This is a genomic window from Enterobacter sp. N5-15 (assembly GCF_057221635.1).
The window spans coordinates 839517-857074 of sequence record NZ_CM170150.1; the positions used below are offsets into that span (position 1 = coordinate 839517).

The window sequence follows — 17558 nt, forward strand, 5'->3', positions numbered from 1 at the left end:
GGAATAGCAGAGAAGGGGGGCGTTCAATCAGCCCCCCGGGAAAGATTAAGCCACCTGAACCGGAATCGCCTTCGCGGTACGTTTCATGTCGTTGTCGCCTTCGAAGTAGGCGACTTTTGGCTGCCAGCGGCGTGCTTCTTCGTCAGACATCATCACGAAGCTGGCGATAATCACAATATCACCCACGTCCGCGCAGTGCGCTGCCGCGCCGTTAACGGAGATGATTTTAGACCCGCGCTCGGCGGCAATGGCGTAGGTTGAGAAACGTTTGCCGTTATTCACGTTCCAGATATCAATCGCTTCGTTTTCAAGGATCCCCGCAGCATCGAGGAAATCCTGGTCAATGGCGCAGGAGCCTTCATAGTGCAGGTCGGCCTGGGTGACTTTTACACGGTGAAGCTTACCTTGCAGCATTTTGCGAATCATTACGTTTACCTTTCATTATCAAGGGCGAGAACTACGCCAGCTCAACCACTTTATTATCAATCAGACGAGCCTGGCCAAGCCATGCCGCTACCAGGATCACCGCACGCTTGCTGGTTTCAGTAAATTCCAGCAGCGTATCGGCATCGCGAATTTGTACGTCGTCAGCGCGGAGACCTTTATCGTTCAGCGCCTGTTCGGCGAGGGCGACGATCTCTTCGACGGTCAACTCTTTTGCCAGAACCTGCTCCGCCATGGCGTTCATGACCTTGCTTAAGCCCGGCGCGATTTTACGCTGTTCAGCGGTCAGGTAGCCATTTCGCGAGCTGAGCGCCAGACCGTCTTTGGCACGTACAATCGGCACGCCGACAATCTCAATATCGTAACCCATATCCGCAACCATTTTGCGGATCAGCGCCAGCTGCTGGAAATCTTTCTCACCGAAGCAGGCAACGTCTGGCTGCACCAGGTTGAACAGCTTGCTGACGATGGTCGACACGCCGCGGAAATGACCCGGGCGGCTTGCACCTTCCAGCATGGTGGAAATGCCCGGTACATCAACGTAAGTGGCCTCTTCCGTACCCTGCGGATACACGTCCGCCGGCGCCGGAGAGAAGACAATATCCGCATGGCGTTTTTTGAGCTTCTCGCAATCTTCCTGCAGGGTGCGCGGATAGCGTGCCAGATCGTCGGCGCGGTCAAACTGCATTGGGTTAACGAAGATACTGACCACCACGATATCTGCACGGGCTCTTGCTTCATCGACCAGCTTCATATGGCCGTCATGCAGGTTGCCCATGGTCGGGACCAGTGCGATACGTTTACCTTCCTGACGCGCACGACGAATATGCTGGCGCAGCAGCGGCAGGGTTTCAATGATTAGCACAACGAGACTCCTTAATGGAAACTGTGTTCTTCACCCGGGTAAACACCGGATTCAACGTCGGCAATATACTGCCTGACCGCAGCGCGCATGTCGCCCGCTTCGGTGAGGAAATTTTTGGCAAACTTCGGAATATGCCCGCCGGTGATGCCAAAGGCGTCGTGCATCACCAGAATCTGACCGTCGGTCACGTTGCCCGCGCCAATACCGATCACCGGAATCGACAGTGCTTCAGTAATACGCTTCGCCAGCTCAACCGGCACGCACTCCAGCACCAGCAGCTGCGCGCCTGCGGCTTCCAGCGCCAGGGCATCATCAAACAGCGTCTGGGCGGCGTCACCGCGGCCCTGCACCTTATAGCCACCAAAGATGTTGACGGACTGCGGCGTCAGACCCAAATGGCCGCACACCGGCACGGCGCGTTCGGTGAGCATCTTCACCGTCTCCACCAGCCAGGCGCCGCCTTCAATTTTGACCATATTGGCCCCGGCGCGCATCACCGCTGCCGCGTTTTCGAATGCCTGCTCCGGCGTGGCGTAGGCCATAAACGGCAGATCGGAGAGCAGCAGGCAGGCTGGGGCACCACGGCGCACGGCGCGGGTATGGTAAGCGATATCCTCAACCGTGACCGGCAGGGTGGAATCATGTCCTTGTACCGTCATCCCTAACGAATCTCCGACCAGCATGACGTTGATACCCTCTTCGGCAAAGAGTTTGGCGAAGCTGTAGTCATACGCGGTGATGGTGGCGAAGCGTTTTTTTTCCTGTTTGCATTTCTGCAGTAAGGAGATGGTGGTTGGTTTCATACTGTTTCCTGATAGCCCAAAAGCGAATCTTTGCGCATTCTAACAGTAACATTCGAGGGAACAATGATTTTAGGTAACCGATTAGCCACAATTATTTTGAGGCTAATCGGCAGGGGAACCGGATCACCAGCAGGCGGGTCTTTCCGCGTTGAGGCCGTCCAGAATGGACTTAAGTGGGGTGCCGTCCGGGAAGAGGAGATCGGGGGCGACTTCAAACAGCGGCCAGAGCATAAACCCGCGATTTTTCATGTCGTAATGCGGAACGGTGAGACGTTCAGTGTTAATGGTCTCGTGACCAAACAGCATAATGTCGAGGTCCAGCGTGCGCGGTCCCCAGCGTTCTTCTTTGCGTACGCGGCCCTGCTGCAGTTCGATGCGCTGGGTATTGTCCAGCAGCGTTTCGGCACTAAGAGCGGTTTCAAGCACCACGGCGGCATTGAGGTAATCAGGCTGATCCTGCGGACCCAGCGGCGGGGTACGGTAGAAAGAGGAGACCGCCACGACCCGGCTCTGAGGGATCTCGCCCAGCGCCTGTACGGCAGCGTTAACCTGCTCCAGCGGAGAGGCTAAATTACTGCCGACGGCGATGTACGCGAGGGTCATGCCGTCCCTTCACGACGCGGCGCGCGCTTACGCGGACGACGATGGCGGCGACGCGGTTCCGGCTCTTCATCCAGCCCGGTGAGCATATCTTTCTGCTCCGGCGGGGCGGAAACCTGGAATTCGGCCCACCACTGGGACAGGCGCTGCAGCTCCTGATTGCGTTCAATTTCAGCACGCAGCGACAGCAGATCGAAGGCGGCGCGGAATTTTGGATGCTCCATCAGCTTCCAGGCGCGTTTGCCCTGACGACGGGACATGCGCAGCTGAAGCTGCCAGATGTCCCGCACCAGCGTGGTAATACGTTTCGGAATAGCGAGCGTACGGCACCCTTCGTCCAGCACGTCGTTTGCGGCCAGCGCGAAGGCATCATAGTAGGCGAGCCCGCTCTCCTGGGTAATGCGCTGGGCCGTTTCCAGCAGCGGATACCAGAACATCGCCGCAAACAGGAACGCCGGATTGACGCGCATGTCGTTGCGAATACGGGTATCGGTATTTTTCAGCACCTGCGCAATCATCCGCTCCATTGGGCTGTCACCGCTTTCGGTGAAGTAGCGGGTAATGGTCGGGAACAGCGGCTGGAACAGGTTGTATTCACGCAGCAGTTTATAGGTTTCAAAGCCGTGGCCAGCCTGCAGCAGCTTCAGCGCCTCTTCGAACAGGCGGGCTGGCGGCACGTCGTTAATCAGCGTCGCCAGACGCGGAATCGGCTCTGCCGTTTCCGGGCTGATGCGCATATCCAGCTTGGCGGCGAAACGCACGGCGCGCAGCATACGCACGGGATCTTCACGATAGCGCGTTTCCGGCGTGCCGATCAGACGGATCAGACCTTCTTTCAGGTCCTGCATGCCGCCGACGTAATCGCGTACGGTAAAATCCGCCACGCTGTAGTAAAGGCTGTTGATGGTGAAATCGCGGCGCTGGGCATCTTCTTCGATAGAGCCGAAGATGTTATCACGCAGCAGCATGCCGTTCTGGCCCTGCTGTGACGTCGTGCGATCCGATACGCCCGCTTCGTGATGGCCGCGGAAGGTCGCCACTTCGATAATTTCCGGCCCAAACATCACGTGAGCCAGACGGAAACGGCGGCCAACAAGACGGCAGTTACGGAATAATTTGCGCACCTGCTCAGGCGTGGCGCTGGTCGTCACGTCGAAATCTTTTGGTTTTTTGCCCAACAGTAAATCACGCACTCCACCGCCCACGAGGTAGGCCTCGTAGCCCGCTTTATTCAGACGATAGAGCACCTTGAGGGCATTTTCACTGATATCTTTGCGGGAAATAGTGTGCTGCTCACGCGGAATAACCGACATGTGTGGCTGTGCAATAGCATCGTTCGCCATGCTCTCTTCGCGGCTTAGCACTTTACGGCAAAAATTAGCGACTCGGGTAAAAATGGTACACCTCGTAGTGTGTTTTGTTATGAAAAAAGCGGCTAATCATAGCTCAGCGCAACGCATTTGAGAATGCTGGATTTTTGGCACTGCCGCGAGCGTCCAATTGGCAACGGCCATTTTCAGCAGTTCGTCAATACGCAGATCCTGCCATTCGTTGGTTACATTCTGGTTGAGAAATCGCAGCGCGTCGATCAAAACAGGACGCGGATCGCCGTCTGGCAGGGCCGGAGCGTGGTTCTGCTTTGACAATTTAAAGCCCTGCGCATTGACCGCCAGCGGCAGATGAATGTAGTCCGGTGCCGTCCAGCCAAACTGATGATAGAGCGATATTTGTCGCACGGTCGGTTCGACCAGGTCTGCTCCGCGCACAATTTCCGTCACGCCCTGGAAACGATCGTCGACGACCACCGCCAGGTTATAGGCAAACAGGCCGTCACGGCGGTGAATAATAAAATCCTCACGCGCCAGACGTTCATCGGCATGAACCTCACCGGAGAGGAGATCGGTAAAGTGCGTTACCGGGGCACGCTGCTTTATACGTACGGCGGCATTTTCCTGGGGAAGATTAAGCGTGCGGCAGTGGCCGTCATAAACGCCACCCACGCTCTGGATACGCGCGCGGGTGCAGGTGCAGTTATAGGAAAGCCCCCGATCGCGAAGCCAGGCCAGACGTTCCCGATAAGCCTCGTGACGTTTTGACTGCCAGAGCACCTCGTCATCCCAGTGAAGACCGTAATGTTCCAGCTGACGCAGAATCGTCTCTGCAGCACCGGGAACTTCACGTGGAGGGTCAATATCTTCAATGCGTACGAGCCATTTTCCCAGGCGGGCGCGAGCCTGCAGGTAGCTGCCGAGCGCGGCAATTAATGAGCCGAAGTGTAATTCACCGGAAGGAGATGGCGCGAAGCGCCCAATATAGTGTGATTCAGACATATCAACAGTAACAAGGCGGGAGAGACTCCCGCCTTTGAAGTGTGTAAACAGCGCTGGTATTAACCGGCCATCTGTTTTTCGCGGATTTCGGCCAGCGTTTTACAGTCGATGCACAGATCGGCGGTTGGACGCGCTTCCAGGCGACGAATACCGATTTCAACACCGCAGGATTCGCAGTAGCCAAAATCTTCGTCTTCGACTTTTTTCAGCGTTTTCTCGATCTTTTTGATCAGTTTGCGTTCGCGGTCACGGTTACGCAGTTCGAGGCTGAACTCTTCTTCCTGAGCGGCACGGTCTACCGGATCCGGGAAGTTAGCAGCTTCATCCTGCATATGAGTAACGGTGCGATCGACTTCATCCCTGAGTTGATTACGCCATGCTTCAAGAATACGCTTGAAGTGCGACAGCTGGGCTTCGTTCATATACTCTTCGCCCGGCTTCTCTTGATACGGCTCCACCCCAGCGATGGCGAGAATACTCAGGGACGATGTTTTACGGTTTTGCCCTTCTTGCATGTTGCTTCTCCTTAACACGCACTATCGATCCCCGTGTTGGGGGAAAAATCAGGTCGCTATAAATAGCAGATGCTTTTCCGGATGGCAATTATCTAAACGTAACACTTGACAAGCCTGTGAGGAAAAGCGTATTTGCGCACGCGGCCAGAACACTTAATCGTCAATCGTCTAATCCCTTATAAGACAATGGGAAGAGAGGATATCAGAGTCATATTATCGGCAGAAAGTTCCGCTTTATAAGCGAAAACCTCTACCCCCTGCTTTTGTGCCTCATTCAACAATTGCGCGTATTTAGGATCAATATGGCGGGCAGGGGAGAAACGTTCAATGGCTGAGTGCAACACTGCAAACAGCAATACGGCGCGTTTGCCCGCCGCCGCAACACTCATTAGCTCTCGCAGATGCTTCTGGCCACGTAGCGTTACCGCATCCGGGAAGTAGCCATTTTCCTGTTCCGCTAACGTCACTGATTTCACTTCAATATAGCACTCCGGCCTGTCTTCCGCCTGTAACATGAAGTCAATTCTGCTGCCTTCATCGCCATATTTCACTTCACTTTTATGCGTGCCGTATCCTACCAGTTCAGGAATTGTGCCGTGGGTCAGCGCTTCCTTAACCAGCTGATTTGCGCGCAGGGTGTTAACGCAAATAAATGCCCCATTTTGGGTTTCGGTCATTTCCCAGGTATGGGCATATTTGCGTTTAGTATTTTCTGATGTGGAATACCAGACCCTGTCACCCGGCGTCGCACAGCCCGTCATAGCACCGGTATTGGGGCAGTGCAGGGTGAGTTGTACCCCTTCGGGGGTGATCACGTCGGCGAGGAAGCGTTTGTAGCGTTGGATAAGCGTAGCGTGCTGCAGGGGAGGACTAAACTTCATCAGAATTCCTTTCGGTGTTGCCCAGCGTCCAGCGCTGTAGCGGCGTATAGCGGGTGCGTCCCTGTGCAAAGACGGATTCGTAAAGCGCGAATCCGTTGACCGGAAAGGCCCAGTGAAAACCCGGCGGCGGGATGGCAACGGCCTGACCGGCATCGCGCAGCAGCGTGATATGGGGATGAAACGGCTGTGGGCTCTGATAACAGCCGCTGCGAGCCGCCTGCGCGCGCAGCATATTCGCCAGCTGCAATAATCCGCGCGGTGGCTGGCGCGTGCCCAGCCAGACCACGCGCGAACGCAGCCACTGTCCCGCGTCGTCGAGGTGCAGCGTAAATTCCGGCTGGGCAATACGCCCGGCCATTGCGGCTAACGCCCGCTGCTTTTCGGCACTGACGTCGCCCAAAAAGGCCAGCGTCAAGTGCAGGTTGGCCGCCGCGACAGGGCGGCCTGCCTCCGGCGGGAAGCAATCGGCGCGCCAGCGGACAATTTGACGCTGTATCGCGGTGGGCAATTCAATGGCAAAAAACAGCCGTTTCGACTCAGGCATACGGAGGACTCGGTAATGATATGCGCCGATGCTACAATGTACGCCGACTAATGTTAACCCTCTGGAGCTGTTAGTGTCCTCATTGCCGGTCGCCGTCATTCTTCCTGAGCTTCTCGCTGCCTTACACCATGCCCCGCAGGTTTTGCTGAATGCCCCTACGGGCGCGGGGAAGTCCACCTGGCTGCCGCTGCAGATTCTGAAAGACGGAAACATCAGCGGGAAAATTATCCTGCTGGAGCCGCGCAGGCTGGCCGCGCGCAACGTGGCGCAGCGTTTGGCGGAACTGCTGAATGAAAAACCGGGCGAAACGGTAGGTTACAGGATGCGTGCCGAGACCTGCGTTGGCCCGACCACGCGTCTTGAAGTGGTCACCGAGGGTATTCTCACCCGCATGCTGCAAAACGATCCGGAGCTGAACGGCGTCGGGCTGGTGATCCTGGATGAGTTCCACGAGCGCAGCCTGCAGGCGGATCTGGCCCTCGCGCTGTTGCTGGATGTGCAGCAGGGGCTGCGCGACGATCTCCGGCTGCTTATTATGTCGGCCACGCTGGATAACGAGCGGCTACGACAGGCATTACCCGATGCGCCGGTCATCAGCTCGGAAGGGCGGGCGTTTCCGGTTGAACGCCGCTATCAACCGCTTCCTTCACACCAGCGTTTTGACGAGGCCGTCGCTATTGCCACCGCTGAGCTGCTGCGCCAGGAGCCCGGTTCCCTGCTGCTATTTTTGCCGGGCGTCGGTGAAATCCAGCGCGTGCAGGAGCTGCTTTCTACCCGCGTAGGCGGCGAGGTGCTGCTTTGCCCGCTCTACGGCGCGTTGTCGCTACAGGATCAGCGTAAAGCCATCCTTCCGGCCCCGGTGGGGCAGCGCAAGGTGGTGCTGGCAACCAACATTGCTGAAACCAGTTTGACCATTGAAGGCATTCGTCTGGTGGTGGATAGCGCGCAGGAGAGGGTGGCAAGCTTTGACCCGCGTACCGGGCTGACTAAACTCCTGACGCAGCGCATTAGCCAGGCGTCGATGGTGCAGCGCGCGGGCCGTGCGGGGCGTCTTGAGCCGGGTATCTGCCTGCATTTGACCAGCGCGGAACAGGCTGAACGCGCTGCACAGCAAAGCACCCCGGAAATTTTACAAAGCGATTTGTCTGGCCTGGTGATGGATCTGCTTCAGTGGGGCTGCCCGAACCCTGAGCAGCTTACCTGGCTTAATCCTCCCCCTGTCGTAAACCTCACCGCTGCGCGCACGTTGCTGACCCAGCTCGGCGCGCTGGAAGGCGAGCGTCTGACGGCGCGCGGCCAGAAAATGGCGGCGCTGGGCAACGATCCGCGTCTGGCCGCGATGCTGGTGGCCGCGCAAGGGGATGATGAAATTGCCACGGCGGCAAAACTGGCGGCTATTCTTGAGGAGCCGCCTCGCGGTGGCAGCAGCGATCTGGGGCAGGCGTTTTCGCGCAGTCAGGGGAACTGGCAGCAGCGGGCGCAGCAGCTGAGCAAACGTCTGAATAGCCGGGGAGGATCGCCTGACAGCGATAAGATTGGCTTCCTGCTGGCACAGGCCTTCCCGGACAGGATCGCGCGTCGGCGCGGGCTGGACGGTCGCTACCAGCTGGCAAACGGCATGGGGGCGATGCTGGACAGCGATGATGCGCTGACGCGTCACGAATGGCTGATCGCCCCGCTGTTGCTTCAGGGTAGCCATTCTCCGGATGCGCGTATCCTGCAGGCGATTGCCGTAGAGATTGACGCCCTGACGCGCGCCTGCCCGCAGCTGCTTCAGCAATCTGATACCGTGGAATGGGATGACGCCCAGGGCACGCTGAAGGCGCTTCGTCGCAGCCAGATTGGTAAGTTGACGCTAGGGACGAAGCCGCTGGCAAAGCCGTCGGAAGAAGAGCTTCATCAGGCCATGCTGAACGGCATTCGGGAAAAAGGGCTGAGCGCCCTGAACTGGACGCCGGAAGCCGGGCAGTACCGCATTCGCCTGCACTGCGCCGCGAAGTGGCTACCGGAATACGGTTGGCCCGCGGTGGATGACGAGACGCTGCTTGCTTCGCTTGAGCACTGGCTACTGCCGCAAATGAGCGGCGTGCACTCCCTGCGAGCCCTTAAGGCGCTTGATGTTAAGACAGCGTTACAGAATTTACTGGACTGGTCATTACGTCAACGTCTGGATAGTGAACTGCCAGGGCATTACACTGTGCCGACCGGAAGCCGGATTTCCATCCGTTATCATGAGGATAATCCGCCGGCGCTGGCGGTTCGGATGCAGGAGATGTTTGGTGAGGCCACCACGCCGTCCATTGCGGAAGGGCGCGTGCCGTTAGTGCTTGAGCTGCTGTCGCCTGCGCATCGTCCATTACAAATCACCCGAGATTTGGGGGCGTTCTGGGCGGGAAGCTACCGTGAAGTGCAGAAAGAGATGAAGGGGCGATACCCCAAACATGTCTGGCCGGACGATCCGGCGAATACGGCGCCGACGCGGCGAACGAAGAAATATTCGTAAGTTAGGTGAAAGAGGGGAGTGCGGCCTGAAAAGTGCAGCCTGATGCCCTCACCCCAGCCCTCTCCCACGGGGAGAGGGAGAAAACAAATTTTGAGAGATTTCTTCTTTCACAGGCCTGTGAAAGAAAAGAAAATCTGGCCTTTGCGCCTGAAAGTTGCGGAGAAAAAGCATGGCGGGGAATGACCGCGAGCCAATAGGACGTAAGGGAAAACCAACGCGTCCGGCGAAAGAAAAGGTAAGCCGTCGTCGCCTCAGAGATGAGGACTATGACGATGACTATGAAGACGATTATGAGGATGAAGAACCGATGCCGCGTAATGGAAAAGGCAAAGGGCGTAAGCCTCGGGGCAAGCGCGGCTGGTTCTGGCTGCTGCTGAAGCTGTTTATTGTTTTTGTCGTGCTGATGGCGATTTACGGCGTGTATCTGGATCAGAAGATCCGCAGCCGTATCGACGGTAAAGTCTGGCAGCTACCTGCGGCAGTGTATGGCCGTATGGTGAACCTTGAGCCAGATATGTCCATCACTAAGAACGAGATGGTTAAACTGCTGGAAGCCACCCAGTATCGTCAGGTGTCAAAAATGACGCGGCCTGGCGAATTTACCGTGCAGTCCAACAGCATTGAGATGATCCGTCGTCCGTTTGATTTCCCGGACAGCAAAGAGGGGCAGGTGCGCGCGCGTCTGACCTTTGACGGCGATCGTCTGGACACCATCGAGAACATGGATAACAACCGTCAGTTCGGTTTCTTCCGTCTCGATCCGCGCCTGATCACCATGCTTTCGTCGGCAAACGGCGAGCAGCGCCTGTTCGTGGCGCGTAACGGCTTCCCGGATCTGCTGGTCGATACTCTGCTGGCAACCGAAGACCGTCACTTCTACGAGCACGATGGCATCAGCCTCTACTCGATTGGTCGTGCGGTGCTGGCTAACCTGACTGCCGGTCGCACCGTGCAGGGGGCGAGTACGCTGACTCAGCAACTGGTGAAGAACCTGTTCCTCTCCAGCGAACGCTCTTACTGGCGTAAAGCGAACGAAGCCTACATGGCCGTGCTGATGGATGCGCGCTACAGCAAGGATCGTATCCTTGAGCTGTACATGAACGAGGTGTACCTCGGTCAGAGCGGCGATAACGAAATCCGCGGCTTCCCGCTGGCGAGCCTGTACTACTTTGGCCGTCCGGTGGAAGAGCTGAGCCTGGACCAGCAGGCGCTGCTGGTGGGCATGGTGAAAGGGGCGTCCATTTATAACCCGTGGCGTAACCCGAAACTGGCGCTGGAGCGTCGTAACCTCGTTCTGCGTCTGCTGCAACAGCAGCAGGTGATTGACCAGGAGCTGTACGACATGCTGAGCGCGCGTCCGCTCGGCGTTCAGCCGCGCGGCGGCGTGATTTCGCCTCAGCCTGCGTTTATGCAGCTGGTGCGTCAGGAGCTGCAAAGCAAGCTTGGTGATAAGGTCAAAGATCTCTCCGGCGTGAAGATCTTCACCACCTTTGATTCCGTGGCGCAGGATGCGGCAGAAAAAGCGGCGGTGGAAGGCATTCCGGCGCTGAAGAAGCAGCGTAAGCTCTCCGATCTTGAAACCGCGATGGTGGTGGTTGACCGTAACTCCGGCGAAGTTCGCGCCATGGTGGGCGGTGCCGAGCCGCAGTATGCGGGCTACAACCGCGCCATGCAGGCGCGTCGCTCAATCGGCTCTCTGGCAAAACCGGCAACCTACCTCACTGCCCTGAGTCAGCCAAATCAGTATCGCCTGAATACCTGGATTGCGGATGCGCCGATCTCCCTGCGCCAGCCTAACGGCCAGGTCTGGTCGCCGCAGAACGATGATAAACAGTTCAGCGGTCAGGTCATGCTGGTGGATGCGTTAACGCGTTCCATGAACGTGCCAACGGTAAACCTGGGCATGTCGCTGGGACTGCCAGCGATTGTCGATACCTGGCAAAAACTGGGCGTGCCGAAAGATCAGCTGCACCCGGTGCCGGCGATGATCCTCGGTGCGCTTAACCTGACGCCGATCGAAGTGGCGCAGGCATTCCAGACCATTGCCAGCGGGGGCAACCGCGCACCGCTGTCAGCCCTGCGTTCGGTGATTGCCGAAGATGGCTCCGTGCTGTATCAGAGCTTCCCGCAGGCGGAGCGTGCCGTTCCTGCTCAGGCCGCCTATATGACGCTGTGGACGATGCAGCAGGTTGTGCAGCGCGGTACCGGACGTCAGCTGGGTGCGAAGTATCCGGGTCTGCATCTGGCGGGTAAAACCGGGACCACCAACAACAACGTCGATACCTGGTTTGCCGGTATCGATGGTCGTGAAGTGGTGATCACCTGGGTAGGCCGCGACAACAACCAGCCGACCAAACTGTACGGGGCGAGCGGGGCGATGTCGATTTACCAGCGCTATCTGGCTAATCAGTCTCCGGTTCCGCTGAATCTGGTTGCGCCGGAAGATATCGTGGATATGGGCGTGGACAGTTCCGGTAACTTTGTCTGCGGCGGCGGGATGCGTACCCTGCCGGTCTGGACGGCCAACCCGGACTCGCTGTGCCAGCAAAGCCAGCCTGAACAGCCGACGGGCAACCCGTTCGACCAGTCTTCTCAGCCACAGCAGCCGCAGCAGCAACAGCCGCAGCAGCAGAATGAGAAGAAAGACAGCGATGGCGTAGCCGGCTGGATTAAGGACATGTTTGGCGGGAACTAATTAGTTTCCTGAATAAAAAGCCGCTTTAATATAAAGCGGCTTTTTTGTTTTTTACATTTATTAATATTTTAAAATTATTAAAATCAGAATTAAGAATTATTAAGTGCTTGGTTTTATCATTTAAAACATAAGCTTGGGGTGGTTTTTATTTGGTCTGTTATTTTGCACTCTGGACACGTGCAAGAATAATCTGATGTAATCTCCTCAACAAATCCACCGGCCTCATAGAATATTTCATTGGTAGATATTTGGTCGTGATTGGCGTGAAAACTTGCATAACATTCTGACGCTCGTTTTTTTGCGGGAATGGATGTCTACATCGATATATATAAGGATATTATCATGAATAAATATGTTGTTTCTTCGTTCCTGGCCGGAAGCCTTATGGCTGCGGTGTCTCTGCCTGTCTTCGCATCGAACGATTCCGGTACGGTGAACTTCGCCGGAAAAATTGTTGCCGATACCTGCGAAATTAACGTTGATGGCTCAGGTACCAACGCATCAACCGTCACATTCGCGGATACCTATCCTTCGGACTTTGGCGCTGACGGTACCGTGGGAACATCCAAGGCCTTCAAGATTGAAGTGAAAAAATGTGACCCGCTGGTCGCCAAACTGAACCTCAAGTTCAGCGGCACAACGACAGATGCAGCGTACAAGCGTTTGAAGAACGATCTCTCCGGCGCAGGCAATGCCACTAACGTTGGCATCACTGTCAGCAATGAAAACGGCGGCAAAGGCGATGTGCTCTTTGACGGTTCAGTACCGGATGCAGGCACCGACGTGGCTAACGATGCGACCGGCGCAGCGGCTTCTGTCTTTAACTACACCGCGAAAGTAATTCAGGTCGGTGATACCGCGCCAACCGCGGGTCATTACTCCTCCTCAGCCACATTTGAGGTTGTCTATCGCTAAACAATGACTGGCAGCCTGAAAGGCTGCCTTCTGGAACGCTGTATGAAGACGTTATTTAAATTGTTATGTGGTTGTTTAATTATTTCTTGCTGTTCAGTGCAGGCAAGCGTTGTTCTCGGTGGTACGCGAATTATTTATCCATCGAATAAATCTGAAGTACAAATCGCACTTAAAAATAAAGATCCTCATACGCGTTATCTGGTGCAAAGCTGGGTCAGTTATCCCAATGATGCAAAGGCTCCCTTTATTATTACGCCGCCTGTCTATAAGTTGCAGGAAAATCGTCAGACGCTGTTACACGTTATTTTTACCGGCGATAAAAACAGCCTGCCGGCAGACCGCGAATCACTGTTTCTGGCGAACGTGAAATCCGTCTCTGCTCTGTCTCCCGATCTGAAAGAGAAAAACACGCTGCAGTTCGCAATGAAAACGCGCCTGAAGCTTTTCTGGCGTCCCGCTCAGCTGAAGGAAGCCGATGCGCTGGGGGCCTATGAAAAAATCACGTTCCATCGTCAGGGTGAGACGCTAATTGCAAACAACCCTACGCCTTTTTACGTCTCTTTTGGCGAACTGGCCGTTGGCGGGAAAAGCGTACCGGTGAAAGAGACCAAAACCACGCCGGGTGCCATTTCAATGATGGTTGCACCGTTTAGCAAGCAGAGTTTCGCGCTACCAAAAGCGGCAAATGGCCCGGTGACCTGGACGGCTATTAATGATTTCGGCGCCCAGACTCCTCAACGCAAGCAGGCTCTTTAAATCGATCATGTTGGTACGTTATGTCGTCATCTTTACTTCACAAACAGGTACTGTCCGGGATCGCGCTGGCGCTGCTCGCCGCGATCCAGCCTGCAAGTGCGGATGACGAATTCAACCTGCGGATCCTTGAACTGGATACCCCTCTCGAAAATACCTCCACGCTCAAAAACTTCATCAATGATAATGGCTTACTTGCAGGAAGCTACCCCACGACGATTATGTGGGATCGGGACGTGCTGGATACACGTACGCTCACCTATGTGCTTTCTGACGACAAACAGCATCTGCTGCCGGAGCTGACCAAAGCGGACCTGCGCGAATACGGCGTGAAAGTCGACACGATCCCGGATTTAAAGGCGCTGGACGACGGGGCTTACGTCCGGGACATCTCTCATTTCATTGAAAACGCACGCTACGATTACGATCAGGATAATCAGACCCTGAAGCTGGTCATTCCGCAGATCTACCGCGATCGGGCCGTCGCTGGCGCGATAAACCCGAAATTCTGGGATGACGGCGCACCTGCCGCCTGGACAAGCTATCAGCTCAGCGGCTCTCAGCAACACTACAGCTCGGGCAACACCTCTTCGACCTGGCTGGGTCTGGAGTCTGGAATGAATCTTGGCGCGTGGCGACTGCGCAATAACAGCACCTGGAGCAATGCGTCCGGCTGGGAGGCCATCGCCAGCACTTTGCAGCGTGACATTAAAGTGTTGAAAAGCCAGCTTGAGATGGGGCAGACGTATACCAATGGCGAGCTTTTTGACAGCGTCCAGATGACCGGCGTGAAGCTGGAAACGGATACCGCTATGCTGCCCGTCAGCCAGCAAGGCTTTGCGCCCGTTGTGCGGGGTATTGCGAATAGCGACGCGAAGGTCACCATCAAGCAAAACGGCTACACCATCTATCAGACAAACGTCTCGCCAGGGCCTTTTGAGATCCGCGATTTGAGCCAGGTGACTTCCGGAGCCGATCTGGAAGTGACCGTCGAAGAGGCGGATGGCAGCGAGCACAGCTTCATTCAGGCCAGCGCGTCGGTGCCGGTGCTACAGCGAGAAGGCGGTTTTAAGTACTCGCTGGCAGCAGGGCGCTATCGCGGTAACGAAGGGGAAGATGAACCCACCTTTGCGCAGGGTACGGCAATCTATGGTCTGCCTTACGGCGTCACGGCCTATACCGGCGCGCTGGGTGCGTCACTGTATCATGCGCTGCTGCTGGGGCTTGGTGCCGACCTGGGGCAATTCGGCTCCGCATCTGTCGACCTGACCGCTGCGCGTACCGCGTTTGATGACGGGAGTGACGATGCCAGCGGTTTATCGTGGCGGGCCCAGTACTCAAAAGATATCCCTGACACCGATACGACCGTCACGCTTGCCAGCTACCGCTACTCCACCTCGGGGTTTTATACCTTTCAGGAGGCTATCGATCGGCGGGACAGCAATATCGATGACGGTATCTATACCTACCGCAGAACCAACAACCGCCGTAGCCGCATGCAGCTAAACCTTTCCCAGCGCATTTCAGACTGGGGCTCGGCTTATCTCAACGGCTATCAGCAGGATTACTGGGACATGGACGGCCATGAGCGTAGCGTCAGCGCGGGGCTGAGCTCCAGCTGGCGCGATATTACCTGGTCGATAAGCTACAACCTGACCCGCACGCCGGACGCCGATACCGACCGGCAGATGGCGTTGACGGTCAACATTCCATTCTCAAAGTGGCTGCCTGACTCCTGGGCAACCTACAGCGCTAACACCGCCAGCGGTGGATATGTTTCGCATCAGGTCGGGCTCGGCGGTACCGCGCTGGAGGACAATAAGCTGAGCTACAACCTGCAGCAGAGCTATGCCAATCAGAATACCGGCTACGGCGGCAGCCTGTCCGGACGTTACCGTGGCGCTTCCGGTGAGGTCGGGATGGGGTACAGCTACGGCGGTGATAATCGGCAGTGGAACTACAGCGCGCAGGGATCAATCGTTGCCCACGAGCATGGCGTGACGCTGGGGCAACCCGTACGCGACGCGTTCGCCATTGTGCACATTAAGGATGGCGATAACGTCAAAGTGCAAAACGGGCGGGGCATCTCTACAGACCGTTTTGGTAACGCCATTGTGCCCTCCCTGACGGCCTATCGGCACAACGTCATTACCGTAAATACCCAGGATCGGGAGGATATTGATATCGATGCGGCAACGCTAGATCTCGTGCCGACGAAAGGGGCAGCGCTGCACGCCACGTTCGATGCTCGCGTTGGCCGACGCGCGCTGGTGACCTTGCTCTATGCGGGTAAGCCCGTTCCGTTTGGGGCTGTGGTGGCGCTGGAGAGCACCTCCGCCATCGTCGGGGATGACGGTGAGGTTTACCTCACGGGGCTGTCCGGCAAAACAACGTTTAGCGTGCAGTGGGGGGAAGAACGCGATCGTCAGTGTCAGGGAGTACTGGATCTTCCCTCGCAGGGCTCAGCAGGGATCGTGAAAGCTACGGTCAACTGCCATTAACAGAGGTATTTCATGCGTCAATGTTGTTCAGTCAAAACGTTTCTTTCGCCACTGCTGCTCTTGCTGGCGGGCACCTTTTTCCATTCAGCCTGGGCTGACTGTACTTTTAACGGCAGCTCTGACGTGGACGCGGTGGTCACATTTCAACTTCCGCCGCTGATTGTTGTTGCCCCCGATACGCCCGTCGGCACCGTGATTTATGACGTCAGCGTCGAGAGTAAGGAAGTCACGGTGGAGTGTTATGGTGACGCGCAAATCAGACGCGGATATCTTTATCTTGCGGATACTGATGCACGCGAAAGTGTTCTGCCTGGGGTTTATCAAACTAACGTGCCGGGTATTGGTATCCGAGCGGCTTCCTCGAACGAACGTCTTCCCAGCTATAACGAAGAGAACCTCTTTCGGGCTATCCATTATCTGGGGTCTATTCATGGCTCTTCGCATAAAAAATCTACGTTTCGCGCCGCTGCACAGCTGGTAGTAACAGGCGATATCCAGGAGGGGGATCTGGATACTTCGCAATTAACGGCTGTGGATATGCTGGGTAACGCGGTAATCGGTGAAATGCGGTTTTCTCCTGCCAGCGTTCACATTACGACCAACACCTGTAATCTGGTCGACCGCAACATTTATGTGCCCCTTAAAACGGTTAACGTTCAGGATTTTGACGGGCAATACTCAGACATTCTTACCGACGGCAGTTTTAAGATTGAAATCACCGACTGCGCGGCGGGGACAAAGGTCGATTATCAGTTCACCAGCGCGGGATCGACGGGCGTGACGAACGGCAATATCCTTGGCATCGCAGCCGGAGATTCCGCCGCCGCGGGTGTCGGCATCCAAATTCTCGACAAGAACAATACGGTGCTGCAGTTTGACCAGAACTACACGGCGATAACCAGTACGCAGGACAAGGTCCCCGTTGAAATCCCCCTCAAGGCGCGCTACGTCAAAACGGGGGAGGTAAAAGCGGGCAAAGTCGACTCCGTCGCCACGTTCGAGGTGTTTTACCGTTAATCCTCTCTGCCCGTTTCGGCGGGCTTTAGCGATCATTTCGCTAACCTCATTAACCCTCTCTTTTCATCTGGTTAATTCTTAAACCCTTAAATCTTGTAGGGCCGCTTACTGCTTGCTATGCAACCAGCGTTTCGCATATTATTCTGGCGCTCATAATAATAATTCTCGTTTACGTTATCATTCACTTTTCCA

General features: G+C 56.1%; 15 protein-coding genes. 6 read left to right on the forward strand and 9 right to left on the reverse strand.

From position 1 onward, the window contains the following. Positions 1-45 precede the first annotated feature (45 nt). From panD to thpR, 9 genes are all read right to left on the reverse strand, one after another. Positions 46-426: an aspartate 1-decarboxylase gene (gene panD, locus AC2TE5_RS03925; RefSeq protein WP_006810068.1), complete on the reverse strand. Its 381-nt coding sequence runs from the start codon at positions 424-426 to the stop codon at positions 46-48. Positions 427-457: 31 nt separating this feature from the next. After that, positions 458-1309, reverse strand: coding sequence for a pantoate--beta-alanine ligase (panC, locus tag AC2TE5_RS03930; protein WP_213329190.1), 852 nt, complete (start codon positions 1307-1309; stop codon positions 458-460). An 11-nt stretch (positions 1310-1320) separates the two neighbouring features. Next, positions 1321-2112, reverse strand: a complete 792-nt coding sequence (gene panB / locus AC2TE5_RS03935; protein ID WP_023334548.1) for a 3-methyl-2-oxobutanoate hydroxymethyltransferase — start codon at positions 2110-2112, stop codon at positions 1321-1323. Positions 2113-2235: 123 nt separating this feature from the next. Then, complete coding sequence (gene folK, locus AC2TE5_RS03940; RefSeq protein ID WP_484612691.1) at positions 2236-2715, reverse strand: 2-amino-4-hydroxy-6-hydroxymethyldihydropteridine diphosphokinase; 480 nt, start codon at positions 2713-2715, stop codon at positions 2236-2238. Further along, positions 2712-4109 carry a polynucleotide adenylyltransferase PcnB gene (gene pcnB / locus AC2TE5_RS03945; protein ID WP_213329277.1) on the reverse strand — a complete coding sequence of 466 codons (1398 nt, stop codon included), beginning with the start codon at positions 4107-4109 and terminating at the stop codon, positions 2712-2714. Before pcnB ends, folK begins: the two co-directional genes overlap by 4 nt. A gap of 42 nt (positions 4110-4151) precedes the next feature. Continuing rightward, positions 4152-5042, reverse strand: a complete 891-nt coding sequence (gene gluQRS, locus AC2TE5_RS03950) for a tRNA glutamyl-Q(34) synthetase GluQRS (protein ID WP_213329185.1) — start codon at positions 5040-5042, stop codon at positions 4152-4154. Between the two features lie 59 nt (positions 5043-5101). After that, a complete protein-coding gene (gene dksA / locus AC2TE5_RS03955) occupies positions 5102-5557 on the reverse strand; it encodes an RNA polymerase-binding protein DksA (protein ID WP_001155232.1) in 456 nt (151 codons plus the stop codon). A 176-nt stretch (positions 5558-5733) separates the two neighbouring features. Next, a complete protein-coding gene (sfsA, locus tag AC2TE5_RS03960) occupies positions 5734-6438 on the reverse strand; it encodes a DNA/RNA nuclease SfsA (protein WP_121425046.1) in 705 nt (234 codons plus the stop codon). Then, positions 6428-6982 carry an RNA 2',3'-cyclic phosphodiesterase gene (gene thpR, locus AC2TE5_RS03965; protein ID WP_213329183.1) on the reverse strand — a complete coding sequence of 185 codons (555 nt, stop codon included), beginning with the start codon at positions 6980-6982 and terminating at the stop codon, positions 6428-6430. Before thpR ends, sfsA begins: the two co-directional genes overlap by 11 nt. Positions 6983-7055: 73 nt before the next feature. Here thpR and hrpB point away from each other — a divergent pair, with 73 nt between their 5' ends. The 6 genes from hrpB to AC2TE5_RS03995 all read left to right on the forward strand — a co-directional run bounded on the left by hrpB (position 7056) and on the right by AC2TE5_RS03995 (position 17366). Then, on the forward strand, positions 7056-9485 hold the full coding sequence (hrpB, locus tag AC2TE5_RS03970) for an ATP-dependent helicase HrpB (RefSeq protein WP_484612692.1): 2430 nt from the start codon (positions 7056-7058) through the stop codon (positions 9483-9485). A gap of 169 nt (positions 9486-9654) precedes the next feature. Then, on the forward strand, positions 9655-12180 hold the full coding sequence (mrcB, locus tag AC2TE5_RS03975; RefSeq protein WP_484612693.1) for a bifunctional glycosyl transferase/transpeptidase: 2526 nt from the start codon (positions 9655-9657) through the stop codon (positions 12178-12180). Positions 12181-12522: 342 nt separating this feature from the next. Further along, positions 12523-13095 (forward strand): fimbrial protein, encoded by a 573-nt coding sequence (locus AC2TE5_RS03980; RefSeq protein ID WP_484612694.1) that lies wholly within the window; start codon positions 12523-12525, stop codon positions 13093-13095. Positions 13096-13137: 42 nt separating this feature from the next. Then, entirely contained in the window at positions 13138-13851 is a 714-nt protein-coding gene (locus tag AC2TE5_RS03985; RefSeq protein WP_484612695.1) for a fimbrial biogenesis chaperone, read from the forward strand. Positions 13852-13871: 20 nt separating this feature from the next. Continuing rightward, the gene (locus AC2TE5_RS03990) at positions 13872-16349 is read left to right on the forward strand and encodes a fimbria/pilus outer membrane usher protein (protein ID WP_484612696.1); all 2478 of its coding nucleotides are present in this window, start codon (positions 13872-13874) and stop codon (positions 16347-16349) included. A gap of 12 nt (positions 16350-16361) precedes the next feature. Beyond that, positions 16362-17366: a fimbrial protein gene (locus AC2TE5_RS03995; RefSeq protein WP_484612697.1), complete on the forward strand. Its 1005-nt coding sequence runs from the start codon at positions 16362-16364 to the stop codon at positions 17364-17366. The last annotated feature ends 192 nt before the right edge of the window (positions 17367-17558 follow it).

What these genes read in the sequence shown, in the direction of transcription:
- panD (WP_006810068.1), bottom strand. Translation starts at nt 426, where the DNA reads ATGATTCGCAAAATGCTGCAAGGTAAGCTTCACCGTGTAAAAGTCACC.
- panB (WP_023334548.1), bottom strand. Translation starts at nt 2,112, where the DNA reads ATGAAACCAACCACCATCTCCTTACTGCAGAAATGCAAACAGGAAAAA.
- folK (WP_484612691.1), bottom strand. Translation starts at nt 2,715, where the DNA reads ATGACCCTCGCGTACATCGCCGTCGGCAGTAATTTAGCCTCTCCGCTG.
- gluQRS (WP_213329185.1), bottom strand. Translation starts at nt 5,042, where the DNA reads ATGTCTGAATCACACTATATTGGGCGCTTCGCGCCATCTCCTTCCGGT.
- dksA (WP_001155232.1), bottom strand. Translation starts at nt 5,557, where the DNA reads ATGCAAGAAGGGCAAAACCGTAAAACATCGTCCCTGAGTATTCTCGCC.
- sfsA (WP_121425046.1), bottom strand. Translation starts at nt 6,438, where the DNA reads ATGAAGTTTAGTCCTCCCCTGCAGCACGCTACGCTTATCCAACGCTAC.
- thpR (WP_213329183.1), bottom strand. Translation starts at nt 6,982, where the DNA reads ATGCCTGAGTCGAAACGGCTGTTTTTTGCCATTGAATTGCCCACCGCG.
- mrcB (WP_484612693.1), top strand. Translation starts at nt 9,655, where the DNA reads ATGGCGGGGAATGACCGCGAGCCAATAGGACGTAAGGGAAAACCAACG.
- AC2TE5_RS03980 (WP_484612694.1), top strand. Translation starts at nt 12,523, where the DNA reads ATGAATAAATATGTTGTTTCTTCGTTCCTGGCCGGAAGCCTTATGGCT.
- AC2TE5_RS03985 (WP_484612695.1), top strand. Translation starts at nt 13,138, where the DNA reads ATGAAGACGTTATTTAAATTGTTATGTGGTTGTTTAATTATTTCTTGC.
- AC2TE5_RS03990 (WP_484612696.1), top strand. Translation starts at nt 13,872, where the DNA reads ATGTCGTCATCTTTACTTCACAAACAGGTACTGTCCGGGATCGCGCTG.
- AC2TE5_RS03995 (WP_484612697.1), top strand. Translation starts at nt 16,362, where the DNA reads ATGCGTCAATGTTGTTCAGTCAAAACGTTTCTTTCGCCACTGCTGCTC.